General features: G+C 61.2%; 27 protein-coding genes and 1 other RNA gene. 10 read left to right on the top strand and 18 right to left on the bottom strand.

Annotated features, from left to right (window positions below; genetic code table 11):
* Positions 1–137 precede the first annotated feature (137 nt).
* From ACP7AD_RS01495 to ACP7AD_RS01505, 3 genes are read left to right on the top strand one after another with little or no spacing between them, the layout of a single operon-like run.
* Entirely contained in the window at positions 138–1439 is a 1302-nt protein-coding gene (locus tag ACP7AD_RS01495; RefSeq protein ID WP_426146734.1) for an O-acetylhomoserine aminocarboxypropyltransferase, read from the top strand.
* Entirely contained in the window at positions 1439–2257 is an 819-nt protein-coding gene (locus ACP7AD_RS01500; protein ID WP_426146732.1) for an alpha/beta fold hydrolase, read from the top strand. The genes ACP7AD_RS01495 and ACP7AD_RS01500 overlap by 1 nt, the downstream gene beginning before the upstream one ends.
* 2 nt (positions 2258–2259) lie before the next feature.
* Entirely contained in the window at positions 2260–2526 is a 267-nt protein-coding gene (locus tag ACP7AD_RS01505; RefSeq protein ID WP_426146730.1) for a TIGR03643 family protein, read from the top strand.
* Positions 2527–2655: 129 nt separating this feature from the next.
* Here the strand turns inward: ACP7AD_RS01505 and ACP7AD_RS01510 are convergent, their stop codons facing one another.
* From ACP7AD_RS01510 to ACP7AD_RS01520, 3 genes are all read right to left on the bottom strand, one after another.
* On the bottom strand, positions 2656–2949 hold the full coding sequence (locus tag ACP7AD_RS01510; RefSeq protein ID WP_426146728.1) for a GYD domain-containing protein: 294 nt from the start codon (positions 2947–2949) through the stop codon (positions 2656–2658).
* 212 nt (positions 2950–3161) lie between these two features.
* Positions 3162–3563 (bottom strand): thioredoxin family protein, encoded by a 402-nt coding sequence (locus ACP7AD_RS01515; RefSeq protein ID WP_426146726.1) that lies wholly within the window; start codon positions 3561–3563, stop codon positions 3162–3164.
* Positions 3564–3618: 55 nt separating this feature from the next.
* Positions 3619–4833 carry a YihY family inner membrane protein gene (locus ACP7AD_RS01520; protein WP_426146724.1) on the bottom strand — a complete coding sequence of 405 codons (1215 nt, stop codon included), beginning with the start codon at positions 4831–4833 and terminating at the stop codon, positions 3619–3621.
* Positions 4834–4868: 35 nt separating this feature from the next.
* Between ACP7AD_RS01520 and ACP7AD_RS01525 the strand changes: the two genes are divergently transcribed.
* The 6 genes from ACP7AD_RS01525 (at position 4869) to xth (ending at position 9502) form a co-directional block, all read left to right on the top strand.
* Positions 4869–5258 carry a DUF2069 domain-containing protein gene (locus ACP7AD_RS01525; protein WP_426146723.1) on the top strand — a complete coding sequence of 130 codons (390 nt, stop codon included), beginning with the start codon at positions 4869–4871 and terminating at the stop codon, positions 5256–5258.
* Positions 5255–6676, top strand: coding sequence for an FAD-binding oxidoreductase (locus ACP7AD_RS01530; RefSeq protein WP_426146721.1), 1422 nt, complete (start codon positions 5255–5257; stop codon positions 6674–6676). The genes ACP7AD_RS01525 and ACP7AD_RS01530 overlap by 4 nt, the downstream gene beginning before the upstream one ends.
* A gap of 69 nt (positions 6677–6745) precedes the next feature.
* Positions 6746–7576: a thymidylate synthase gene (locus ACP7AD_RS01535; protein ID WP_426146720.1), complete on the top strand. Its 831-nt coding sequence runs from the start codon at positions 6746–6748 to the stop codon at positions 7574–7576.
* Positions 7577–7581: 5 nt separating this feature from the next.
* Positions 7582–8088: a dihydrofolate reductase gene (locus ACP7AD_RS01540; RefSeq protein ID WP_426146718.1), complete on the top strand. Its 507-nt coding sequence runs from the start codon at positions 7582–7584 to the stop codon at positions 8086–8088.
* A 2-nt stretch (positions 8089–8090) separates the two neighbouring features.
* Positions 8091–8675, top strand: a complete 585-nt coding sequence (locus tag ACP7AD_RS01545; RefSeq protein WP_426146716.1) for a DUF4337 domain-containing protein — start codon at positions 8091–8093, stop codon at positions 8673–8675.
* Between the two features lie 44 nt (positions 8676–8719).
* Complete coding sequence (gene xth, locus ACP7AD_RS01550; RefSeq protein WP_426146714.1) at positions 8720–9502, top strand: exodeoxyribonuclease III; 783 nt, start codon at positions 8720–8722, stop codon at positions 9500–9502.
* Positions 9503–9548: 46 nt separating this feature from the next.
* Here the strand turns inward: xth and ntrC are convergent, their stop codons facing one another.
* The 11 genes from ntrC to ACP7AD_RS01605 form a co-directional block, all read right to left on the bottom strand.
* Positions 9549–11093 carry a nitrogen regulation protein NR(I) gene (gene ntrC / locus ACP7AD_RS01555; protein ID WP_426146712.1) on the bottom strand — a complete coding sequence of 515 codons (1545 nt, stop codon included), beginning with the start codon at positions 11091–11093 and terminating at the stop codon, positions 9549–9551.
* A 57-nt stretch (positions 11094–11150) separates the two neighbouring features.
* Positions 11151–12245, bottom strand: a complete 1095-nt coding sequence (glnL, locus tag ACP7AD_RS01560) for a nitrogen regulation protein NR(II) (RefSeq protein ID WP_426146710.1) — start codon at positions 12243–12245, stop codon at positions 11151–11153.
* 29 nt (positions 12246–12274) lie between these two features.
* Complete coding sequence (locus ACP7AD_RS01565) at positions 12275–12817, bottom strand: hypothetical protein (RefSeq protein WP_426146709.1); 543 nt, start codon at positions 12815–12817, stop codon at positions 12275–12277.
* Positions 12818–13026: 209 nt separating this feature from the next.
* Positions 13027–14439, bottom strand: a complete 1413-nt coding sequence (gene glnA, locus ACP7AD_RS01570) for a type I glutamate--ammonia ligase (protein WP_426146707.1) — start codon at positions 14437–14439, stop codon at positions 13027–13029.
* 231 nt (positions 14440–14670) lie between these two features.
* The gene (locus tag ACP7AD_RS01575; RefSeq protein ID WP_426146705.1) at positions 14671–15621 is read right to left on the bottom strand and encodes a competence/damage-inducible protein A; all 951 of its coding nucleotides are present in this window, start codon (positions 15619–15621) and stop codon (positions 14671–14673) included.
* Between the two features lie 17 nt (positions 15622–15638).
* Positions 15639–16547: an EI24 domain-containing protein gene (locus ACP7AD_RS01580; RefSeq protein ID WP_426146703.1), complete on the bottom strand. Its 909-nt coding sequence runs from the start codon at positions 16545–16547 to the stop codon at positions 15639–15641.
* A 7-nt stretch (positions 16548–16554) separates the two neighbouring features.
* Positions 16555–17664, bottom strand: a complete 1110-nt coding sequence (locus ACP7AD_RS01585; protein WP_426146701.1) for a sterol desaturase family protein — start codon at positions 17662–17664, stop codon at positions 16555–16557.
* Between the two features lie 5 nt (positions 17665–17669).
* A complete protein-coding gene (locus ACP7AD_RS01590; protein WP_426146699.1) occupies positions 17670–18551 on the bottom strand; it encodes a polysaccharide deacetylase family protein in 882 nt (293 codons plus the stop codon).
* Positions 18517–19542 (bottom strand): YncE family protein, encoded by a 1026-nt coding sequence (locus tag ACP7AD_RS01595; protein WP_426146697.1) that lies wholly within the window; start codon positions 19540–19542, stop codon positions 18517–18519. Before ACP7AD_RS01595 ends, ACP7AD_RS01590 begins: the two co-directional genes overlap by 35 nt.
* A gap of 129 nt (positions 19543–19671) precedes the next feature.
* Positions 19672–20412, bottom strand: coding sequence for a pseudouridine synthase (locus tag ACP7AD_RS01600; protein WP_426146843.1), 741 nt, complete (start codon positions 20410–20412; stop codon positions 19672–19674).
* Between the two features lie 37 nt (positions 20413–20449).
* Positions 20450–20623 (bottom strand): hypothetical protein, encoded by a 174-nt coding sequence (locus ACP7AD_RS01605; RefSeq protein ID WP_426146849.1) that lies wholly within the window; start codon positions 20621–20623, stop codon positions 20450–20452.
* On the opposite strand from ACP7AD_RS01605, the gene ACP7AD_RS01610 reads away from it, so the two are divergent.
* On the top strand, positions 20586–21869 hold the full coding sequence (locus ACP7AD_RS01610) for a phospholipase D-like domain-containing protein (protein WP_426146695.1): 1284 nt from the start codon (positions 20586–20588) through the stop codon (positions 21867–21869). The genes ACP7AD_RS01605 and ACP7AD_RS01610 overlap by 38 nt on opposite strands.
* Before the next feature lie 125 nt (positions 21870–21994).
* On the opposite strand, the gene ssrA is transcribed toward ACP7AD_RS01610, so the two are convergent.
* The 4 genes from ssrA to ompA all read right to left on the bottom strand — a co-directional run bounded on the left by ssrA (position 21995) and on the right by ompA (position 24506).
* Positions 21995–22381, bottom strand: a transfer-messenger RNA (tmRNA) gene (gene ssrA / locus ACP7AD_RS01615).
* A gap of 12 nt (positions 22382–22393) precedes the next feature.
* Positions 22394–23059 (bottom strand): HAD family hydrolase, encoded by a 666-nt coding sequence (locus ACP7AD_RS01620; RefSeq protein WP_426146693.1) that lies wholly within the window; start codon positions 23057–23059, stop codon positions 22394–22396.
* A complete protein-coding gene (gene ubiG, locus ACP7AD_RS01625; RefSeq protein ID WP_426146841.1) occupies positions 23053–23805 on the bottom strand; it encodes a bifunctional 2-polyprenyl-6-hydroxyphenol methylase/3-demethylubiquinol 3-O-methyltransferase UbiG in 753 nt (250 codons plus the stop codon). Before ubiG ends, ACP7AD_RS01620 begins: the two co-directional genes overlap by 7 nt.
* 68 nt (positions 23806–23873) lie before the next feature.
* Entirely contained in the window at positions 23874–24506 is a 633-nt protein-coding gene (gene ompA, locus ACP7AD_RS01630; RefSeq protein ID WP_293636815.1) for an outer membrane protein OmpA, read from the bottom strand.
* Between the last annotated feature and the right edge of the window lie 132 nt (positions 24507–24638).

Genomic DNA, 24638 nt, shown 5'->3' on the forward strand with positions numbered 1-24638 from the left:
ATATAGCCCACAATGCCTTCGCCAAGGAGAATGATCATCTCGACTTTATCGGTCCTCGATCCGGCGCATTTCCCCGTGGCCCGAACGCAGCCGCAGGCGCTTGATAAATCAGCTTTTTTGCACTGGAGACTTCACTCATGCCCGGTTACTCAGACCCCGGTTTCGACACCCTGGCGCTGCACGCAGGCGCCAGCCCCGACCCGGCCACCGGCGCGCGCGCCGTGCCGATCCACCTCACCACGTCCTTTGTCTTTGAATCGAGCGACCACGCGGCCAGCCTGTTCAACCTGGAGCGCGCCGGCCATGTCTATTCGCGCATCAGCAACCCGACCAACGCGGTGCTGGAAGAACGCATCGCGGCGCTGGAAGGCGGCATCGGCGCGATTGCCACAGCCAGTGGCCAGGCGGCGCTGCACCTGAGCATTGCGACCTTGATGGGCGCCGGATCGCACATCGTCGCCAGCACCGCGCTGTACGGCGGCAGCCAGAACCTGCTGCACTACACGATGCGCCGCTTCGGCATCGACACCACCTTTGTCAAGCCGGGCGACATCGACGGCTGGCGCGCGGCGGTGCGGCCGAACACCAAATTGTTCTTCGGCGAAACCGTCGGCAATCCGGGCCTGGAAGTGCTGGACATCGGGGCGGTCGCGGCCATGGCCCATGAAGCGCAGGTGCCGCTGCTGGTCGATTCGACGCTGACCTCGCCCTGGCTGATCAAGCCCTTCGAGCACGGCGCCGACCTGGTCTACCACTCGGCGACCAAGTTCCTGAGCGGCCACGGCACGGTGATCGGCGGGCTGGTCGTCGATGGCGGCAGCTTTGACTGGGACCAATCCGGCAAGTTCGCCGAACTGACCGAGGCCTATGACGGCTTTCACAACATGGTGTTCAGCGAGGAAAGCACCGTCGGCGCCTTCCTGCTGCGCGCCCGCCGCGAAGGCCTGCGCGACTTCGGCGCCTGCATGAGCCCGCACACCGCGTGGCTGATCCTGCAGGGGATCGAAACGCTGGGCTTGCGCATGGCGCGGCACATGGGCAACACCGAAAAAATCGTCGCTTTCCTCGCCAGCCATCCCCTGGTGTCGCGCGTCGGCCATCCGATGCTCGAATCGCATGCCAGCCATGCGCTGGCGAAAAAGCTGCTGCCGCGCGGCGCGGGCTCGGTGTTCAGCTTTGACCTGAAAGGCAGCCGAGAACAGGGCAAGGCCTTTGTCGAAGCGCTCAAGGTCTTCAGCCACCTGGCCAATGTCGGCGACTGCCGCAGCCTGGTGATCCACCCGGCTAGCACCACGCATTTCCGCATGAGCGACGAGGCGCTGGCGGGCGCCGGCATCACGCAGGGAACGATCCGCCTGTCCATCGGACTGGAAGACCCGGACGACCTGATCGACGACCTCAAACGCGCGCTGAAAGCCGCTGAAAAGGCAGGTGCGTGATGGAACTCAGCATCAACGGCCACAGCACTTATTGCTACACCGGCGGCAAGGCGTTCGATGCCGCGCAGCCGACCGTCGTCTTCATCCACGGCGTACTGAACGACCACAGCGTCTGGATTTTGCAAAGCCGCTACCTGGCACACCACGGCTGGAATGTGCTGGCCGTGGACCTGCCCGGCCATTGCCGGAGCAGCGGCGACGCGCCCTCTTCTGTCGAGGAAGCGGCCGATTTCATCGCCGCGCTGCTCAATGCGGCGGGCGTGCAGCGCGCCGCGCTGGTCGGCCACAGCTGGGGCTCGCTGATTGCGCTCGAAGCCGCGTCAAGGCTGAAAGAGCGCATCAGCCACCTGGTGCTGGTCGGCACGGCCTTTCCGATGAAGGTCTCACCCGCACTGCTGGACGCGTCGCTGAACGAGCCGATGAAGGCGCTCAAGCTGGTCAACGTGTTTTCGCGCAGCACGCTGGCGCCACCGCCCTCGGCGCTCGGCCCCGGCACTTGGGTGTATGGCGCCAGCATGGCGCTGGGCCGCCGCGTGCTGGCCAGCAACACGAAGGTGAACGTGTTTCACCGGGGTTTCCAGGCCTGCGACCGCTATGCCAATGGCGAAGCGGCAATTAGAGCCATCGCCTGCCCGGTGCTGTTCGTGCTCGGCGCGCAGGACCAGATGACGCAGCCCAAGGCGGCGCAAGGGCTGATCGCTGCGGCGCGCAACGCCGGCAAGAACGTTAAACTGGCCAGCTTGCCCGTCGGCCATCACCAGATGACCGAAGCGCCTGACCAGACGCTGTTCGCGATCCGGGATTTTTTGAAAGCATGAACATGCCCCCGGTCCAAGACACTTCGCCAGACGCGGCCGACATTTCCCGCATCATTGAAATGGCGTGGGAAGACCGCACACCCTTCGAATCCATCGCCATGCAGTTTGGCCTGAACGAGGCGGCGGTCATCATCTTGATGCGCCGCCAGCTCAAGCGCTCGTCGTTCAAGATGTGGCGCGAACGGGTGACGGGCCGGGCGACCAAGCACGCAGCCCTGCGCAGCCCGGACATCACGCGGCACCGCGCACGTCATACCCGCCAGGCATGAACGCCTATGCCCGCAGAAGGGAAAATCAGGATTTTTGCTATTGAATAAATAGCTAGTTACGACCTTCTCATAAGCGCAAAAAGGCTTTTTAATGCATAAAACAGGTCTTTGCCGGCCTGCCAGTGCGCCTCAAGCCATATTGCCCAGGATGGCGTTCATTTCGTCTTTTGAAAACGCCCGCAGCATCTCGGTCCGGATATTGCCGGCAGCGCCTATGCTCAGGCCGAATGCGTTGGCGGACTCCTCGTCGTCGGCTTCGATGACCGCCACAAGGTCATACCGGCCCGATGTCCAGTAGAGCTGGCTCATGCTGGCGCCGAATTTTTTGGCCAGTTCCCTGACGGCATCGGCACGCTTGGTGGTGTCTTTGACGTTGCGGATTCCCTGGTCGGTGAAATGGCAAAGGGCAATATAGGTTTTCATGGTTTTTCTTCCTGTCAGCGAGACCTCCGGCATCCATGGGCCGGCAGCGGTCCCGAAACGCCGGCCTGGGTACATCTTCAAGGAATGGTCTCATTGCCCGAAGCAAGCATTGATGAGTCGGTTGCGCGAGCAGATTCGCCGCTCACAGGTTTAGCACTGCCCCCGGCCCGACGCAAGGCCTGCTGCCAATCGGAAAACAGCCTTACCTTGATTTACACGTCCGCAGCCTTGATCCAGTGTTCGGGCGCGGCTTGCAGGGCGCCCAGCAATTGCCGTGTCGCCGGTGCCAGGGGCGCCACTTGCAGGCTGGCGCTTTGCAGTGAATCGAGCAGCCGCGCCAGGGTGTTGGCCTGCGGCGTCAAGGGACCGAAAAACCGCGCGCCCTGCGCATCGGCCATCAGCACCGTCGGGAAGGTTTCCACGTCGATGTCGCCTACCAGGTCGGCCTGGTCTTCAATGTCCAGCCAGGCAAAGCGGAACGCCGGATAGCGCGCCGCCATGAGCGCAAAAACCGCTGCATAGTCGCGGCACAGGCCGCACCAGTCGGCGCACAGGCAGACCACCCAGGTCACGTCGGTTGTTGGCAAGGGCTGGGCGGCAGATGAATCGTTCATGCATTAAATCGGGTTGGAATGAGGCAGCAAGCCAAAAATCGGCACACTCATGTTTTCATAGCGCATCGCGCAGGCGCAGCGTGCGCCAGCTGGCTTTTTCCCATAAATTATGGACGGAAGGCGCGCGATCGAGCAGCAATTGCTGCATCAACGGCGCCAGCGGCGTGCTGTCCGGATCGACCAGCAGCAGGTAGCGCGATGCGGCGTTTCCCTCGGCATCGTTGAGCTGGCCAATCCAGTCGAGTTCAAGCAGGGTTTCCAGCACCGGTTCCAGCTGGGGTCCATTGACTTCGAGCCCTTCGCCAAGTTCGGCGATGTTCAGGCCCATGCGCGCCGTGCCGCGCGCCTGGTGCAGATGCTGCAGCACTTCGATGGCCAGCTGAAACTGCCAGCCATGCGCGCTGCCGCGCCGCGAGACACCGGCCATCAGGCTGGGCAGGCAGGCAGCGATGACCGCGCCCATCAGCACGATCACCCAGGAGACATAAATCCACACCAGCAGGATCGGCAAGGCTGCAAAGGCGCCATAGACCAGCGAGTAAGTCGGCACCGCCGTCAGGTAGGCGCCCAGGACTTTCTTGCCGATTTCCAGCCCAGCCGCCACGAACAGGCCGCCGGCAAAGGCGTGACCCCACTTGACATAAGTGTTGGGCACATAGCGGTAGAGCGCCGCAATGCCGCCGGCCACCAGGAAAAACTGCGCCACGTCGAGCACGAAGCGCAGGCTGACTGGCAAGGCGCCGACCAGCCCGCGGGAGGCCGACACCACATAAGACGTGACCGCCAGGCTGGCCCCCAGCACCAGCGGCCCGAGCGTAACGGCCGCCCAGTAAACCAGCACGCGCTGCGCCAGCGGCCGGGGCTTGCGCACGCGCCAGATGCTGTTCAGCGTGCGGTCAATCGTCAAGATCAGCGCAATCGCCGTGACCAGCAGCACCGCCAGGCCGGCGCCGCCGAGCTTGCTGGCCTGGCCGCTGAACTGCGTCAGGTAGCCCAGCACCTGGCGCGAGATGTTGTCGGGAATCAGGCTCCTGACCAGCCAGGCCTGCAGCGCCGCCTGCAGCGTGGAAAACATCGGAAAGGCGGTGAAGACGGCGAGCGCCACGGTGAAAAAAGGCACCAGCGCAATCGAGGTGGTGAAGGTCAGGCTGCCGGCGGTCAGCCCCATGCGGTCTTCACGAAAGCGGTTGCGCAGGGTGATGGCGGTGCCCCGCCACGGAAAATGGGACAGATCGACGAGCAAAGCCTCAAGCGAGGGCGGAAATTTCATCCCCGGTATCATGCCACTGCCCTCAAAAGACCCAAATGAACAAAGCAAACCAAATTGAAATGACACGCCTGCTGGCCCTGGGCAGCCTGGCCGGACTGATTGTGCTGGGCCTGGCCTGGGAAATGTGGCTCGCGCCGATACGCCCCGGCGGCTCGCTGCTGGCCCTGAAAGTGCTGCCGCTGGTCATCCCGCTGGCCGGCATCTGGAAGAACCGCATGTACACCTACCGCTGGGTCAGCCTGATGGTCTGGCTGTACTTCACCGAGGGCGTGGTGCGCGCCTGGAGCGACCGCGCGCCGGGCAACTACCTGGCCATGGTCGAGGTGCTGCTGTGCCTGATGCTGTTCATCGCCTGCGCGCAGCATGTGCGCGTGCGCTTCAAAAACCTGCCCACCGCCGCCGTTGCTGGCGACACCGCACCATGACCGCTTACACCGACCTGCTCGACACCCTGCGCCAGATCACCGGAGCGCCGCACGTGCTGTGTGACGGCGACCTGAGCGCCTACACCCAGGACTGGCGCAAGCGCGCGCAGGGCAAGGCGCTGGCCGTGGTGCGCCCGGCGAACGTCGATGAAGTGGCGGCCATCGTCAAGGCCTGCGCCGCCGCTGGCGTGAGCCTGGTGCCGCAGGGCGGCAACACCGGCCTGGCGGTCGGTTCGGTGCCTGACGAATCGGGCACGCAGGTGGTGCTGAGCCTGCAGCGCATGCACGCGGTGCGCGCCCTCGACGCGGCCAACCTGACCGTCACCGTCGAGGCCGGCTGCATCCTTCAAAACCTGCAGCAAGCTGCTGAAAAAGCCGGCTTCCTGTTTCCGCTGAGCCTGGCCGCCGAGGGCAGCTGCACCATTGGCGGCAACCTGGCCAGCAATGCCGGCGGCACGCAGGTGCTGCGCTACGGCAATGCGCGCGACCTGTGCCTGGGGCTCGAAGTGGTCACTGCGCAGGGCGACATCTGGCACGGCCTGTCCGGCCTGCGCAAGGACAACACCGGCTACGACCTGCGCGACCTGTTCGTTGGCAGCGAAGGAACGCTCGGCATCATCACCGCCGCCACGCTCAAGCTCTACCCGCAGCCGGCCGCGCGCCTGACTGCCTGGGCGGCGGTGCCGTCGATGCAAGCAGCTGTGGCGCTGCTCGGCCTGGCGCACCAGCACCTGGGCGCCGGCCTGACCGGTTTAGAGGTGATGGGCCAGTTTGCCCTGAGCCTGGTGGACAAGCACTTTGCGCAGTTGCGCGTGCCGCTGTTCAGGGATGCGCCCTGGTGCGTGCTGCTGGAAAACTCTGACAGCGAATCCGAAGCGCACGCCCGCGAACGCTTCGAGCGCCTGCTCGAAACCGCTTTTGATCAAGGCTGCGTGATTGACGCCGTGGTTGCAGAAAACCTGTCGCAGGCCAAGGGCCTGTGGCACATCCGCGAAAGCATTCCGCTGGCGCAGGCCGAAGAAGGCCTGAACATCAAGCACGACATTTCAATTGCGGTGTCGCGCATTCCCGAATTTGTGGAGGCGACCGACGCGCTGCTGCGCCAGCACATCGAGGGCGTACGGCTGGTGAACTTTGGCCACCTGGGTGACGGGAACCTGCACTACAACGTGCAGGCGCCCGAGGGCGGCGATGCAAAGGCCTTCCTGCGCGACCGCGAGGACGAGGTCAACACGCTGGTCTATGACTCTGTGGCGCGGTTTGACGGCTCGATCTCAGCCGAGCACGGCGTCGGCAGCCTCAAGACCGACAAGCTGCCGGTTTACAAGTCGCCGGTCGCGCTGTCGATGATGCGGGCCATCAAGCTAGGGCTGGACCCGCAAAACATCATGAATCCGGGGCGGATCGTCAAGCTTTAGCGGGTAGCAAACGGTGACCGACGTTTAGCTGCTACGGGCATAATCAAGCCCTTTTTTGTTTAGTTTCCCATGACTCGCCCCATCCGCCACCAGTACGAAGACCTCATGCGCCTTGTGGCCACGCAAGGCACTTTCAAGCCCGACCGCACCGGCACCGGCACGACCAGCGTGTTCGGCCACCAGATGCGTTTTGACCTGAACGAAGGCTTTCCGCTGGTGACGACCAAGAAGGTCCACGTCAAGTCCATCGTGCAGGAACTGCTGTGGTTCCTGACCGGTTCGAGCAGCAATCACTGGTTGACAGAACGCGGCGTGACCATCTGGAACGAATGGGCACGCGCAGATGGCGAGCTCGGCCCGGTATACGGCGTGCAGTGGCGCAGCTGGCCCACGCCGGGCGGCGGCCATATCGACCAGATCGCCGAAGTCATCAAGACCCTCAAGACTAACCCGGACTCGCGCCGCATCATCGTCAGCGCATGGAACGTCGCCGAGCTGGACAAGATGGCGCTGATGCCCTGCCACGCGCTGTTCCAGTTCTACGTCGCGCCGGCCCTTGATGCCGGCAGCAAGGGAAAACTCAGCTGCCAGCTGTACCAGCGCAGCGCCGACATTTTTCTGGGCGTGCCCTTCAACATCGCCAGCTATGCGCTGCTGACGCACATGGTGGCGCAGCAGTGCGACCTCGACGTCGGCGACTTCATCTGGACCGGCGGCGACTGCCACATCTACAGCAACCACGCCGAACAGGTGGCGCTGCAACTGGGCCGCGCGCCCCTTCCCTACCCCACGCTCCATATCAGGCGCAAGCCTGATTCGATTTTTGACTACCAGTTCGAGGACTTCGAATTCCTGGATTACCAGCACCACCCGGCCATCAAGGCGCCAGTGGCGGTGTGAGCGGCATGACTACCCTGCCCCGCATCAACCTAATCTATGCGCGCGCGGCCAATGGCGTGATCGGCAAGGACAATGCCATGCTCTGGCACCTGCCCGAAGACCTGGCGCACTTTAAGCGCCTGACGCAAGGCTGCCCCGTCATCATGGGCCGCAAGACCTGGGATTCGCTGCCTGCCCGGTTTCGCCCCCTGCCCGGCCGGACCAATGTCGTCATCACGCGGCAGCCGGATTGGCAGGCGCCGGGCGCGCTGCCGGTTGCCAGCCTGGCCGACGCGCTGGCGCAATGCAGCGCATCGGAAGAAGTCTGGGTCATCGGCGGCGCGCAAATCTATGCGCAAGCCGAGCCACTGGCCGGGCGCATCGAGGTCACCGAGATTGCCCGGGATTTTGACGGCGATGCGTTTGCGCCATCGCTGGGCGCCCACTGGATCGAGACAGCGCGTGAAGCCCATGTCGCCGCCAGCGGACTGAAGTTCAGTTTTGTCAGTTATCAAAAAGAAACAAAGAAATAAGCATGTCAGGACAAGGATTTCACGTACACGGCCCCCACGACCACGAACTAGAGCATGCCGCGCAGGGTGACCACGAGAGCGGCGGCGGCATGATTGCGCAGATCGCCGTCGTCACGGCCATCATCGCCACGGTGGGAGCCCTCTTTTCCTACATGGGCGGCGCCACGCAGGCCAATGCCGGCCTGTACAAGAACAACGCCGCCATCAAGAAAACCGAAGCGGCCAACCAGTGGAGCTACTTCCAGTCCAAAAGTACCAAGCAGTCGCTGGCCGAGTTTGCGCGCGACTTGGCGCCGGAAGATAAAAAATTGGGCTATCAAGGCAGGATCGACCGCTACGAAAGCGAAAAGACGGCCATCAAGGCGGGGGCCGATCGGCTCGAAGCCGAGTCCCTGGCCTGGGACAAATCCTCCGACGAGCAGTTGCACCAGCACCACCGCTGGGCGCAGGCCACCACCGTTCTGCAGGTGTCGATCGCCCTAGCGGCGATGGCGCTGCTGACGCGCAAGAAATGGCTGGAGTACGGCATGTTTGGCCTGGCAGCGGTGGGCCTGGTGCTTGGCGGCCTGGCTGCGCTACATGTTTAATAGCAGATGATGCCCTGTCTGATTACGCTGGAGCACTGAAAACCATGAAAATTGCTACTTGGAATGTCAACTCCCTGACCGTCCGGCTGCCGCAGGTGCTCGACTGGCTGGCGGCCAATCCGGTCGATGTGCTGTGCCTGCAGGAGCTCAAGCTCAGCGACGACAAGTTCCCCTTGGCCGCGCTTGAAGCCGCCGGCTACCAAAGCGCCGTGTTCGGCCAGAAAACGTACAACGGCGTCGCCATCCTGAGCCGTACGCCAGCGCGCAACATCGTCAAAAACATCGTCGGGTTCACCGACGATCAGTCACGCGTCATTGCCGCCACGGTAGACATGCCTACGGGCGAAATCCGGGTTGTCAACGGCTACTTCGTCAACGGCCAGTCGCCGGGCAGCGAAAAGTTCGACTACAAGATGAAATGGTTAGAGAGCCTGCGCGGCTGGCTGCGCGAAGAACTGGCCGCGCATCCGAACCTGGTGCTGCTGGGCGACTTCAACATCACCGCCGACGACCGCGACACCTTCGACCCCGAAGGCCTTCGCGAGACCATCCACCACACGACCGAGGAACGGCTGCACTTCCAGGCGCTGGTCAAGCTCGGGCTGACGGATGCCTTTCGCATGTTCGACCAGCCCGAGAAAAGCTTTTCCTGGTGGGACTACCGCGAAATGGCCTTCAGGCGCAACCGGGGCCTGCGGATCGACCATATCCTGGTCAGCGAGCCGCTCAAGCCGCTGGTCCGCAGTTGCGTGATCGACAAGCTGCCGCGCAAGAACGAGCGGCCCAGTGACCATGTGCCGGTAGTGGTGGAACTCGCTCCACTATAAAAAATATAGCTGCTTGCGCCCGTCCAGCGTGCGCAATCACCCTTATTTACTCAAGATTTAGTTCCTGGATCTTGCGCGTGATGGTGTTGCGGCCAATGCCGAGCTTGTGCGCCGCCTCGATGCGCCGGCCGTGGGTGCTGGCCAGCGCGGTCATGATCAGGCGGGATTCGAAGCGGCGCGTCAGCACATCCCAGACATCGCTGCGCCCCGACACCAGCAAGGCCAGCGCCTCGGCCTCCAGCCCGGTTTCCCATGGCGATGGCAGTGCGCCGCTTTCGGCGCCTGTTGCGCTCGCCATTTGCGCTGGCAGCCCGGACGATTCGGACGGGCACACGGCGGCGGGCAGCCTGTCGGCATCACCGGTCCATTCCTGCCGGGGCAGGTCGGGTTTTTCGGCTGGCTGCGCGCTGGATTTCCACTCGGGCGTCGAGCCGAGCACTTCGGGCGGCAGGTCCTTGGGCTCGATCACCTGGGCCGGCGCCATGACAGTCAGCCAGTGGCAGATGTTCTCTAACTGGCGCACGTTGCCGGGAAAAGCGAACAGGCTCAGCTGCTGGAGCGCCGCTTCTGAAATGCGCTTGGGCTCGACACCGAGCTGCTTGGCGCTTTGCTGCAGGAAGTGGCGCGTCAGCATGAACACATCCTCACGCCGCTCGCGCAGCGCCGGCAGGCGCAGTCGGATCACGTTGAGGCGGTGGAACAGGTCTTCGCGAAAGCTCCCTTCCTTGACATGCTGCTCCAGGTCCTGGTGCGTGGCGGCAATCACCCGCACATTGGCCTTGACGGCGTTGTGACCGCCGACGCGGTAAAAGTGGCCGTCGCTGAGCACCCGCAGCAGCCGGGTCTGCAAATCAAACGGCATGTCGCCGATTTCATCAAGGAACAGCGTGCCGCCGTCGGCCTGCTCGAAGCGGCCACGGCGCAACGTCTGCGCGCCGGTGAAGGCGCCGCGCTCATGGCCGAACAGTTCGCTTTCCAGCAAATCCTTCGGGATCGCGGCGGTGTTGATGGCGATGAACGGCCCGTTGGCGCGGGGCGAATGCTTGTGCAGCGCGCGCGCCACCAGTTCCTTGCCCGAGCCCGATTCGCCAGTGATCATCACCGTGACCATGCTCTGGCTCAGCCGGCCAATGGCGCGGAACACGTCCTGCATGGCGGGCGCCTGGCCGAGCATCTCGGGCGCGTTGGTCATGCGCTCCTCGGCGACTTCCTCGCGCTGGCTTTCCTCGACGGCGCGGCGGATCAGTTCGACCGCCTTGTGCAGGTCGAAGGGCTTGGGCAGGTATTCGAACGCCCCGCCCTGGAAGGCCGACACGGCGCTGTCCAGGTCGGAAAACGCCGTCATGATGATGACCGGCAGGCCGGGCAGCTTGGCCTTGACCTTTTCAAGAAGGTCCAGCCCCGAACCGCCGGGCATGCGGATGTCGCTGACCAGGATTTGCGGGCCGTCGCCTTCGGTGGCAATATCGAGCGCCGCCAGGACTTCGCGCGGATTGGTAAAGCTGCGGGTGGGCAGGCCTTCGCGCAGCAGCGCTTTTTCCAGAACAAACCGGATGGACTGGTCATCGTCAACAATCCAGATCGGTTTCATGCTTTGTTGTCCCTTTGCTTGGAGCGTGGTTATCTTTGAAATGAAAGACAGCAGACTTCAGGGCAGCGGTATCAGCAGCTTGAAGTCTGTGTGGCCGGGCCGGCTTTCGCACTCAATCAAGCCGTGGTGTTGCTGGACAAAGGTTTGCGCCAGTGTCAGCCCCAGCCCCGAACCTCCTTCGCGCCCTGAAACCAGGGGATAGAAAATACGGTCCTTGATGGAGTCCGGAACGCCCGGCCCATTGTCAATCACATGCAATTCCAGTGCCAGGCGATAGCGCTTCTTGCCAAAAGTTACCTGCCGGGCAATACGTGTCCTGAAAGTGATTTGCGCATTGCCCGCCGCGATGCGCTCGGTCAGTTCCTGGGCGGCATTGTGGGCAATGTTCAGCACTGCCTGGATCAGTTGCTCTCGGTCGCCGCGAAACTCGGGAATCGACGTGTCGTAGTCGCGAACCACCTGCAGCCCTTTGGGAAACTCGGCCTGGATGAGCGAGCGCACCCGCTCGCAGACCTCGTGGATGTTCACGTCGCCCACCAGGTGCGGCCGACGGTGCGGTGCCAGCAGGCGGTCCACCAGCGTCTGCAGGCGGTCGGCCTCGTGGATGATCACCTGCGTGTATTCGGTCAGGTCCTTGCCGATTTCCATCTGCAGCAGTTGCGCCGCGCCGCGAATGCCGCCCAGCGGATTCTTGATCTCGTGCGCCAGGTTGCGGATCAGTTCCTTGTTGGCCTGCGCCTGGTCGATCAACCGCTCTTCGCGGTCCTGCTTGGCCTGCTGCTCCAATGGCAGCATTTCCACGATGGCTTCGCCGGGCGTGTCGGTTTGCGCGACCACCACATGCACCGGCATCGGCTCATGGTTCAGGCGCCTTAACCAGGCGTCGTAGCGCAGGGCGGCGAATTCATTGCTGCCCGCGCCCTCCAGCGCGTGCTTGAGGATGTGCGGCTCGGTGAAGCATTCGGGCAGTTGCGAGCCCTCGATGGTCCGGCGCGAGGTGCCAAGGGCGTCTTCGAGCGCGGCATTGGCAAACACCACGCAGCCATTGGTGCGGACCACCGCAATCAGGGTGGCCAGCAGGTCGAAGGCCTGGAAGCGGATGGTTCCTGAAGCCGGGAAGGTGGGGATGGATGGCTTTTTCAAGCGCCCCATTTTCATCCAGAAGCGGGGGAAAATCCGGCTTAATTTACGGCCGGCAGGCGGGAAATTTCGCGCTTCAGGCCGGTGATGTCGCTCTGGCTGCGCGCAATGCTGTCTTTCAGGTCACTGACGCGGTCGAGGTAGCGCTGGTAGTTGCGCCCCTCGATGCCCTGCTTTTCGGGCTCGCCGTTGTTGTATTCCTTTTGCAGTTCAGCCAGCCGGGCTTCGGACTTCCTGAGTTCGGACTCCAGGATGACGCGCGAATCGCTGTCGCGCGCCCGCTGGTCGGGGCTGCTGTCGGCACGCGAAGTGCTTGAGGTCGGGGCTGGACTGGCAGCCCGCGCCGGCGCCTTCTGGATAGGCGTGCCCTGCACCACCGTGACGTTGCCGCCGGACACCGCCTTGCAATTGCGCGACTGCGCATCCTTGACGTTGTTGATGTATTCAGGCGCCGCGCCGCCGACGCCGGCGCAGCGGAAAATCTGTTGCGCCCAGGCGCTGGTTCCCGGGCCAAGCAGCAGCACGCAAGCCAGCGACAGGGAGGAAAGGGATGGCAGGAAATGCGGAAATGAGGTGTTTTTCATTGGAAAGTGCCCAGCGTCTGGAGCCGCTTGCGTGCAAGTGTGCAGGGTGGAGACAGGAATCGCCTGAGAGTATCCGTCAAAGCGGAAAAAATGCGAAATCCGCAGCGCATCTATCCCACACGCGCATAAAAAAAGGATGGCAGATGCCATCCTTTTTTATGCGCCGTTGGCCTTCCTGCTTGCCAGGCAATCCAACGGCCGGGCCGTGCTTACAGCGAGTAGTACATGTCGTATTCGACCGGCGAGACTTCAACGCGGGTACGGTTGACTTCGCCCATCTTCAGTTCGATGTAGGCATCGAGCATGCTGTCGGTGAACACGCCGCCCTTGGTCAGGAAGGCGCGGTCCTTGTCGAGTTCTTCCAGCGCCTGGTCCAGGCTGTGGCAGACGGTGGGCACCAGCTTGTCTTCTTCGGGCGGCAGATGGTACAGGTCCTTGGTGGCGGCTTCGCCGGGGTGGATCTTGTTTTCCACGCCGTCCATGCCGGCCATCAACAGGGCCGCAAAGCCCAGGTAAGGGTTCATCAGCGGATCGGGGAAGCGCGCTTCGACGCGGCGGCCCTTGGGGTTGGCCACGTAGGGAATGCGGATCGATGCCGAGCGGTTCTTGGCCGAGTAAGCCAGCTTGACCGGAGCTTCGAAGTGCGGGACCAGGCGGCGGTAGCTGTTGGTGCCGGGGTTGGTGATGGCGTTCAGGGCACGGGCGTGCTTGATGATGCCGCCGATGTAGTGCAGCGCAAAGTCGCTCAGGCCGGCATAGCCGTCGCCGGCAAACAGGTTCTTTCCGTCTTTCCACACCGACTGATGCACATGCATACCCGAGCCGTTGTCGCCCGCATAAGGCTTGGGCATGAAGGTGGCGGTCTTGCCGTAGGCGTTGGCCACGTTGTGAACCACGTACTTTTGCATGATGGTCCAGTCAGCGCGCTCGACCAGCGTCGAGAAACGCGTGCCGAGTTCGTTCTGGCCGGCGGCCACTTCGTGGTGGATCACTTCGACAGGAATACCCAGCGATTCGAGAATCAGCGACATTTCAGCGCGCATGTCGTGCGTGCTGTCCACGGGTGGCACGGGGAAATAACCGCCCTTGACGGTGGGACGGTGGCCGCGGTTGCCGCCTTCGAGCTTTGTGCCGGTGTTCCATGGCGCTTCATACTCTTCGATTTCGTAGAAGCTGTGGCCCGGCTCGGTGCTCCAGCGCACGCCGTCGAAGATGAAGAATTCTGGCTCTGGTCCGAAATAGGCGGTGTCGCCCAGGCCGGTGGACTTCAGATAGGCTTCGGCGCGCTTGGCGATGGAGCGCGGATCACGCTCGTAAGCCTTGCCGTCGGTTGGCTCGATCACGTCGCACGTCATGATCAGCGTCGTTTCCTCAAAGAACGGATCAATGTTGGCCGTGTTCGGATCGGGGATCAGCTGCATGTCCGAGGCTTCGATGCCCTTCCAGCCGGCGATGGACGAACCGTCGAATGCATGGCCGTCGGTGAATTTGTTTTCATCAAAGTGAGACACGGGCACCGTGGTGTGGTGCTGTTTGCCCCGGGTGTCGGTAAAACGGAAGTCAACGAACTTGACTTCGTTTTCCTTGACCATGTTCATGACGTCTGCGACGGTCTTTGCCATTCAAGAATCTCCTGTACTGGATGGTGGTTTAAAAATTCGGCTCAGTTTTTGTTGAATGCACTTTTTGTGCCAAAGCCGGGAACACCGGGGTTTTGGCCAAACCCGTCATTGTGCCGCCGCTATTGTCGCTACGGAATGGCAATTGACTTGTTTTGAAACAGCAGTTTTGAAAATTAACCCAGAAATGCACTATTAAGGTGCAAATATTTGCTTAATTTGGCAACTTTTTTGTTAGCGCACCAATTCAGGGCCAAGCTGAAGATTGAATTGGTGCAAGCCTGCCAGCAGAGCGGGATAAGCCCGGTTGATGGCCTCCGCCGGGCCCTTGACGCCGAGTTCAATATGGCGGCCATATTGCGGATGGTCGACGCTGGGCAGGCTGAACACCTTCACGCCGGCATGTTCGGCTTCAATCGCCAGCATCAAGGGCGTCAGCGTGGCTTCCATCGACCCCATCACGATGACCGATTTTTCGACAGCGCCCGAGGTGCTGTGCAAGTGGGCGTAGCGGTTGTCCAGCACCCACTCGACCATGGGCCAGGCCATGACTGGAAAACCCGGCAAGAAGTGGATGCCCCCACGGTCGCTCACTTCGTGTAGCTCCCTGCCCCCCGAGGGGGCCGCTGCGCCTGCGGTCTGGCAAAGCCGGTCCTGCGGCCCTGGCTGGCCTGCAAGCACGGCCGGTTGTGCGCCGCCCTCTTCTCCACGCTCGACAAAGCAGCTGAAGCCCGGAATCTTGTTGTACGGATTTGGGATGATTTGCGCGCCTACCGGAAACACGCCCATGTTCAGGCGGTGCAGGTTGTCATGGCGGTCGGGCTCGTAGGCGGCGCCCTGCTCTTTTGCCGTGTCGCGTATGCGTTCCTCGATCAGCCGTTTGGCTTCAGGGTGCAGCGCCAGCTCAACGCCAAGGGCTTTGGCTGCGCACTGGCGCGTGTGGTCGTCCGGCGTGGCACCAATGCCGCCGGTGCTGAACACCACATCGCCCGAATCACGCGCAGCCGCAAAGGCGCGCTTCAGCGTGGCGGTGATGCGCGCCGGATCGTCGCCGACATACTCGGCATAGGCCAGCGGCAGACCGCGTGCAGCCAGCAGTTCGATGATTTTGGGCAGGTGCTTGTCGGCACGCTTGCCCGAAAGTATTTCATCGCCAATGATGATGAGTCCGAATTGAGGGGTCATGCGAAAGGGTCCTGAAGTTAGGCCAATGAATCGGACGAGCCGCCTGCCGACCTGGGCGCCATAGGCGGTGGTGACTCGTCAACTATTAATTCGGTAGCAGCTTGTGCAGACGGCGCCTGCGCAAAAGCACTATTTCGCTTGCGAAGCTGCTCCAGCGCGGCCAGGCAGAAATGGGCAAACCACAGCGACGAAAAGGCAAACACCAGCGTGTAGATCCAGATCGCCAGCGGCACCAGGATGGGCGCCATGGCGATGAACATGGCGCCCGAGGCCCAGAGCAGGCTGGGCGCGGCGCCAAGGTAGCCGCTAAGCACGCCGATGCCCAGCAGCGGCAGGCGGTTTTCCCGGAACAGTTGCTCGCGTTCCTCGCGGCTGGCATGGTCGGCCAGGGCATCGTAAGACATGACGCGGTAGGTCAGCCAGCCCCAGATCAGCGGCGGCAGGATCAGGATCAGCGGCGGCACCAGCCAGAGCGGAACCGTCGCCACCAGCGCCACGATGGCCAGCAAGGTCGAGCCCAGCGACCAGACAATGCTGGCGAGCATCGAGCCGCCTTTTTTTCGCTCCAGTTGCGGAAACCGCCGGCTCGCCACCAGCGCGACCATGCTGGGCGTCATGAACACGGCCACCAGCAGCAAGGTCGCGATGACGATCACCGGAATGGCAAGAAAAAGCACCAGCGCCGGCGCCAGCACCAGGCGCAGGCTGCCCAGTCCGATGCCGTCGAGCCAGTGCACCATGGCATTGACCAGCTCATAGCTTTCCAGACTGGCGCGCACCGCGATCAGCGCGCTTTCCCAGTAAAGGTAGCCCAGCGTCAGCGACAGCACGCCCATGATGACGACCGGCAGGATCGACAGGACGATGACGCGGGGATGCAGGCAGTACATCACCGCCCGCCAGAAGGAATCAAGCATCGTGTTCATGCGCGCTTCAGGCCCGGCCGAACAGCCGCTTCATGCCCAGCCACTGCTGAGACCAGAAGCCGCTGCCGTAGTCGCGCTGCTTCTCGACCTGGTCACGAATGCCGGTGGGGTCAAAGCGAAGCTCGAAATTGGCCGTGCCGAACAGCATGTCCCACCACGGCAGCAATACCCCAAAATTTTGCCCGCCGAGTTTATAAGCCCCCACGCTCCCCACTTCGTGTGGTTCGCTGCCCCCCGGGGGGGCGCTGCGCCTGCGGCCCGGCGAAGCCGGTTCCGCGGCCCCGGCTGGTGAAGATGGGGACGACGACTCCCGCAGGCTTGGCGTTGCGTTATACCTTGTTTGTACCGGCGTTTCATGGCCAATGCCGATGCTGTGGTGCAGCCGGTGAAAGCGCGGGCTGACCCACAGGCGCTCGCCCACCCGGCCGAACCACAGCCGCACGTTGGCGTGCTGAAAGCTTTCGCTCAGCTGCGTCAGCGCGACGATGACGATGAACTGGTCAGACGCCACGCCGATCAGCTGCGCGACGACCACGACGACGCTGTCAACCAAGATACTGTCGAGCAGGTGGTTGCGGTTGTCGCTCCACATCGTCATCTGCCGCTGCGAATGGTGCAGCGAATGCAGCCGCCACCACCACTCCAGCTGATGCTGGCCACGGTGCGTCCAGTAGGCGACAAAGTCGAACACCAGCAAATAGATGAACAGGCTCACGACGGCCTTGTCGGTCACGCCGGGCCACAGCTGGTCCAGGTGAAAGGTTCCGTAGCCGGCAGTGCGCAGCGCGCCAAAGGCGATGTCAAACCACGGCTCAAGCGTAAAAAACAGCGCCAGCCGGAACAGCCCGAGCCGGTGGATCAGCGTGTAGAGCACGTCGATGCGTATGCTCGCCCGGTCAGCGGGCGAGTCCATCGCCTCGACCGGTCGCCAGCGCTGCAGCGGGCCAATCACCGCCAGCAGGACGACGACCTGCAGGACGCCCATCATGAACCAGGCCGTCGCCGCATAGGCATCCTCGAACAGGCTGCCCATGTCGAGCGCAAACAGGGCGGGCTGCACCAGCGTCTGGAACAGCCAGCCCTGAACACCCGCGAAAACTCCAGTCAACCAGTCCATCGGGCTTATTTTCCAGTCAGGTTTGTCAAGGCAAGCGGCTGCGCTTCAATCCAGGTCTTGTACTGTGGATGCTCACGCAGCGTCCTGAAGCAAAAGCCCTGCGACTGCAGGCCGGTGATCAAGGGCTCCAGCACCGCTGGCGCCCACGGCTCCTGGCGCGACCAGATGCCCAGGTGCGCCACCAATACATCGCCCGAACGGACGCTTTGCAGCGCCTTGTTCAGCAGCCCGGCGTTCGGGTATTTGTCGCTGGGCAACTCGTCACCCAGAAAGCCGACCGGCGACCAGCCCACATGCGCATAGCCACACGACCGGGCGGCGGCCAGAAGCTGCGGCGAGGTTTTGCCACCGGGTGCGCGGAACAGCGGCAAGGGCTTCTTGCCGGTGATGTGCTGCAGGCGCGCGCTGGCACGGCCGATTTCCTCGCAGTATTGGGCAGACGACCAGGTCGATTCCTTGCCCTGCGAAGGGCCGGCCGAAGGACGTATCCTGAACTGCGGCGGCGCGCCCGGCGCGGCTGGCACGTCGCCGCGCCAGTAAGCATGATCAAAGGTGTGCGAGGCAAACTCGTGGCCTTCCGCCGCACGGGCCTTCCACCAAGGCGCCCAATGCACGCCCAGGCTGCCATCGCCGGTCTTGGTGCGCTCGTTGGCGGCGAAAAACGTCACCTTGACCTGATGGCGCCTGAGCACGTCGGCGATCAGCGGCGCCACCTCCATGTGGCCGGTGTCCAGCGTCAGGTAGACCGGCTTGCAGGAAGCGTTTTCAGCCGAATTTTTAGCATCAAACTGGCCGTCTGCACTTGCAGCGTAAGCGCAATTAGCTATTAATAAAATAGCAAACCATGCTTGGCTACCTCGGTGAGTGATCGAGCGTCCAAACGCCATGGGGACTCCTGCCAACGTTGATTTGACGCACCACTTGGCGACTGGCCACGTCGATGAAGGTGAGCTTGCGAATCCAGCGCGACGTCACCATGATCTGGCTCAAGTCGCGGCTCACGTCCATGCAGTCGGGGCCGCCGGGCGCCGGGAAACTGTTCACCACTTCGAGTGTCTGCAGGTCGATCATGCTGATGGTGTTGGCCACCCGGTTGCTGACCAGCACATGGCGCTTGTCGCCGAACGCGCGAAAGGCATGGGCGCCCATCGCCGTCTTGATGAACTTGACGCGCTTAGGCTCCTTGCCGCTCACGTCATACACCTCGACGCCGTCACCACCGGTCAGGGCAACCAGCACGAATTTGTCGTTGGCCGTGCCAATCAGGTCGGCGGGCGTCGAGCCGGTGTTGGTGCGCCACTTGACGGTCTGCGTGGCCAGATCGATGGCGATCAGTTCGTCGCTTTCCTGCATGGTCGAATAAATCGTGCTGCTCTTGCTGTCGATCCACAAATGGCTGGGCGTCTTGCCGGTGGCGATGCGCTTGGCAAGCGTCATGTCCTTGCCGTCCCAATGGAAGATGTCGATATGGTTGAGGCGGTTGGCAGCCGTCACAAACCACTTCATGTCGGGCGAAAACCGCAGGTGGTAAGGATCGATGATGCCGCGCACGGTACGCTGGACTTCGGCCGTTTTCGGATCGATGAAGGTCAGTGAATCGGACAGCGCGTTGGCCACGATCACCGACTTTTCGTCGGGCGTGAGGTAGAGGTGATGCGGCTGCTTGCCGGTCTCGATGCGCTTGATCTCCGTCCAGTTCGCCGGATTGATCACGCTGACGCTGTCTTCCAGCGAATTGAGCACGAACACGGGCGTGGTGATGACGGCCGTTGGCGGCGCGACTGCTTGGACCCTGGCAGTTTGCCCTGAGGCGGACAGGCACAGCATGGCCAAGAAAGCAGCCACGCAGACAGCCGGAAAACGGGAATAAGCATTCACAAAACGGTTCTTTCCAAGGTCAATCAGTTAGTGTAGCGGCCGACCGCGAACCGCGCGGACTGTACTGCGCCGAAGGCCTTATCGGCAATGCAAGGCCGTTGGTCTTTTCGTCAGAAAACGCCGGTGCCGCTAGTTCGCAGCGGTGCCGGCAATGCAGGCAAGATCTTGCGCCGTCAGCCAGCGCCATTCGCCGGGCTTGAGGTCTTCTGGCAACGCCAGCGAGCCGATGCAGGAACGGTGCAGTCCGCCCACGTCTTCCACCCGGTTGCCCACGGCAGCGATCATGCGCTTGACCTGATGGTATTTTCCCTCGGTCAGCGTCAGGTTCAGCTGCGATTCGCCAGTCTGCTCACAGGCGGCTGCCCGAACCGGCTTGGGGTCGTCGTCCAGCACCACGCCGGCCAGCAGCTTGCTGATCTGTTGTTCGTCCACCGGATGCTTCGCCCTGACCTGGTAGATCTTGGGCACATGGTGCTTGGGCGAACTCATGCGGTGAATGAACTTGCCGTCATCCGACAGCAGCAGCAGCCCGGTCGTGTCCTGGTCGAGCCGCCCGACCGCCTGCACGCCCGCCGCCGCGCCGCCGCCGCGCTGGCGGATCGGCGCTGGCAGCAGCGTGTAGATGCTGGGATAGGTGCTCGGTTTTTGCGAGCATTCGTAGCCGGCGGGCTTGTGCAGCATCAGGTAGGCTTTTTCATGGTATTGCCAAGCCACGCCCTGAACCGTGAACTGCAGGCCATCCACTACGAAATCCATAGCCGGTTCAGTGCACGGAGCGCCCGCTACCGTCACAAAACCCTGCTGAACCAACCCCGCGCAGACGCGCCGCGTACCAAAACCCTGGGAAAAAAGAATTTCCTGCAATTGCATGTGTGTTTTTGCCATGGCGCTATTGTCGCCCGGCGAATCAGGCTGCCGGACTACCCGCCTGCAGGGAATCGGCTTTCGACAAAATGGCCCGCCTGTCAAATAATGCTGAGCTTGAACTTGTGCAGACGGGTTCAGGCATTTCATCTTCCACCTGATATTTTTGCCATTTCACGATGATTAAAAAGAAACGCCTTGCCTTGGCGATTGCCACCACGTTTTTGCTGACGCTGATCGGCATGCTGCTGGTGGTGAACTTCAGCAGCGGTGAAAAAGACATCAGCCGCGAACTGCCTCGCCTTTATTCGACCCACGATCCCCAGTTTCGCCGCGCCATCGGCACGCTGCTGGGCCCGCCGCTGGTGGGCGGCAACCGGGCCCAGGAGCTGATCAATGGCGACCAAATTTTCCCGGCCTTGCTGACGGCAATCCGCAGCGCGCAGCAGAGCATCACCTTCGAAACCTATATCTACTGGTCGGGCGACATCGGCCGCGAGTTTGCCGATGCGCTGGCAGAGCGTGCCAGGGCGGGGGTGAAGGTGCATGTGCTGCTGGACTGGGTCGGCAGCGCCAAGATCGACGAAGGCTTTTTGCAAGAAATGCAGACCGCTGGCGTGCAGATCCGCAAGTTTCACAAACCGAACTGGTACAACCTGCACCGGCTCAACAACCGCACCCACCGCAAGCTGCTGGTGGTCGACGGCAAGACCGGATTCACCGGCGGCGTCGGCATTGCCCCCCAATGGACCGGCAACGGCCAGGATCCCGACCACTGGCGGGACTCCCATTTCCGCATCGAAGGCCCGGCTGTCGCCCAGATGCAAGCCGTGTTCATGGACAACTGGCTCAAGGTCACCGGCGAGGTCATGCATGGAGAGAATTACTTTCCGGCACTGCAAGCCGTTGGGAACAGCGACGCCCAGGTTTTCTCAAGCTCGCCTTCGGGCGGCAGCGAAAGCATGCAGCTGATGTACCAGTTGTCCATCACCGCCGCCAAGGATGCGATTGACCTGTCCAGCGCCTATTTTGTCCCCGATGAACTCACCACCAAGATTCTGGTCGATGCGCTCAGGCGCGGCGTAAAAATCCGCATCATCACACCCGGAGAAATCATCGACACCGACACGGTGCGCGCGGCGTCTCGGGGCACCTGGGGCCCGCTGCTCAAGGCCGGCGCCGCAATCTACGAATACGTGCCCAGCATGTACCACTGCAAGGTGATGATTGTTGACAACCTGCTGGTGTCGGTCGGTTCAACCAATTTTGACAACCGGTCGTTTCGCCTGAACGACGAGGCCAACCTGAACATCTACGACACGGCTTTTGCCGAGCGCCAGACCCGGATTTTCGAAGACGATCTAAGAAATTCCCGCCAGGTGACTTACGACCAATGGGCAGCCCGGCCCTTGAAGGAAAAACTGATGGAGCGGCTGGCCTTGCTGCTGGAATCCCAGTTGTGACGGGTTGTCAACCTGGCTGCAGAAAAAAAACCGTCATAGCGATTGGCACAGCGTAAATAGACCTTGCAGGATACAAAGAAAAAGGCCGCTAACTGTATGTCGTTAGCGGCCTTTATCGGGTCGTATGGTGGAGCTGGGGGGATTTGAACCCCCGTCCGCAAGCCTTGTTCGGGCAGATCTACATGTTTAGCGGTCTGATTTAAGTCTCGCCACCTGTAGCGCGCAGTCGCACGCTCTACAGAACGCCAGCACCCTATTTTCTTGTCTCGGGTTAAGGTACCCAGCCCGAGACCAGCCGATGAAATTATCTTTACAGCCTGGAACCCTCAACTTGCGTTAAAAATCCCTTGCCCAGCCCATCGGCCTGCTGTTGTAAAGCTCACAGGCAATTAAGCTGCGAGTGCGAAACGTTCGTCGTTTGCAGTTAGTTTGTTTGAATCAGTTTTACGAGCACACTCAGCTCGACATGCACCACACCGCGTCCGAACCCACGTCGAAACCAATGCAGCCCCAAGCCAGCTATCTTAAGCCATTTTCAATAAATTCAAGAGTGCTGAAGGTTTGATGATCGTAAAGTCAGCATTCCAGCTTTTCGTATCGCTGACATTTCCCAGATAGCCGTAGGCCGCAGCCACTGTCGGCATGCCAGCCGCACGACCTGCCAGGATGTCGCGTTCGTCATCGCCGACGTAAACACAGCGCCCCGGAGGCAATTCAAGTTGGCGCGCCGCTTCAAGCAAGGGGCCAGGATGTGGCTTTGCGTGAGCCGTGGTGTCGCCACTGATGATGGTCTGGGCTGTCGTGAAAAGTGACATTGCCTGGGTCAGTGGAAGTGTAAATCGGACTGACTTGTTGGTAACAACGCCCCATTTTAATCCGGAATCACAAAGGCGAGTAATCAGTTCGGCTACTCCATCAAACACGTAAGTACTCTTTACCAGCCGTGCTTCATAGTTGAAAAAAAACTCCTCCTTCAACGCTTCGAATGCTGTGTCTTGAGGCGTCAAGCCGAAAGCCACGGCAATCATCCCTCTGGCGCCAGCGCCCGCCATTGGACGATAAAGGGACAAAGGGAGTGACTCAAGGGATCTGTCGGTGCGCATTTTGTCAGCTGCTGCGCCCAGATCAGGGGCGCTGTCGATGAGCGTACCGTCCAGGTCAAACAGTACTGCGCTTACGTTGTTCAACATGCTACTGTCAATTCATCTTCCACATGACTTGATGCCAGTTTGGGCATTTGGGTAGCCACTAGATAATTCACACTGGTATTGGCACTCAGCCAGTAATGTCGCGTCAGCGGGTTGTATTCAAGGCCCTTGGTCTGCATGTAATCGAGACCGGCCGCCCCGTAATAACGGGAAAGCTCGCTGGGTTTGATCAGCTTTGAATATTCATGCGTACCGCGCGGTAGCATATTGAGCACGTATTCTGCACCGACGATAGCAAAGAGAAATGCTTTGGCATTACGATTTATTGTTGAAAAAAACACGTAACCACCCGGCTTGACCAAAACAGCGCAGGCTTTTACCACAGCGGCCGGATCAGGCACATGCTCAAGCATTTCCATGCAAGTGACCATATCAAAAGTGCCAGGCTGCTCTGCCGCAAGAGACTCGGCACTTATTTCACGGTACTCAACACCCTGGGTCTGAGCCTCAAGCGCGTGAAGTTGAGCAACTTTCAAAGCCTTGCTTGCCAGATCTATTCCAAGCACTCTGGCACCCCTGCGTGCCATCGAATCTGCCAGAATGCCGCCGCCGCAACCTACATCAAGTACGCGTAAACCGTTCAGTGGCACTAAGCTTGCGATCCAGTCAAGCCTCAGCGGATTGATTTCGTGCAGTGGTCGAAACTCACTTTCTTTGTCCCACCAGCGATGGGCAAGGTCAGAAAATTTGGCCAGCTCGGCAGGGTCAAAATTTTGGGATGTAGTCATCTGACAATTATCGTTGAAGCATAAAAAAACCGCGCCGATGCGCGGTTTTTTGAGTAATTTCAAAAAAATTACTTGTTGGCGCGGGTACCAACGACTTCAATTTCGACACGGCGGTTTTTCGCGCGGCCTTCGGCAGTTTTATTGTCAGCAACAGGCTGTTTTTCGCCTTTGCCTTCGGTGTAAACGCGGTTTTTCTCAATGCCCTTTGACACCAAATAAGCCTTCACAGCCTCTGAACGGCGAACCGACAGTTTTTGGTTGTACGAGTCGCTGCCGACAGAGTCAGTGTGACCAACGGCAATAATCACTTCCAGGTTGATGTCCTTGATCTTGCCAATGAGATCGTCCAGCTTTTCTTTACCTGCTGGCTTTATCACCGACTTGTCGAAGTCAAAGAAAGCATCAGCAGCGTATGTAACTTTTGTAGCAGCAGGTGGAGCTACAGGAACAACAGCAGGAGCAGCTACGGGAGGAGCAACAGCCACAGGAGCGGGAGCAACAACAGGAACAATGGCGCCGTCGCAACCTGGAGCAGCAGTTGCTGGGGTCCAGAAATTGTCACGCCAGCACAGTTCATTAGTACCGTTTTTCCAGACCAACTCGTTGTTGCCGTTTTTCCAGTTGTCGATTGTTTGCGCACCAGCGGCGGTAACAAGCGCTGCGGAAGCAAACAACATTGCCACTTTGTTGAGTTTGTTCATGATTCTCCTCTAGAGAAAAGCCGCAGACTTGCTGCGATTATTAAGATTACACGCCTCAAGTGACCATCACTCAAGGAGTTACATTGATTGTGCCACACACATTCTGGCCTTCAAGCGCGCTGAAGCCTTCGT

This window comes from Polaromonas sp. DSP2-3-2b2 (genome assembly GCF_049895905.1).
In the GTDB taxonomy this organism is placed as follows: domain Bacteria; phylum Pseudomonadota; class Gammaproteobacteria; order Burkholderiales; family Burkholderiaceae_C; genus Polaromonas.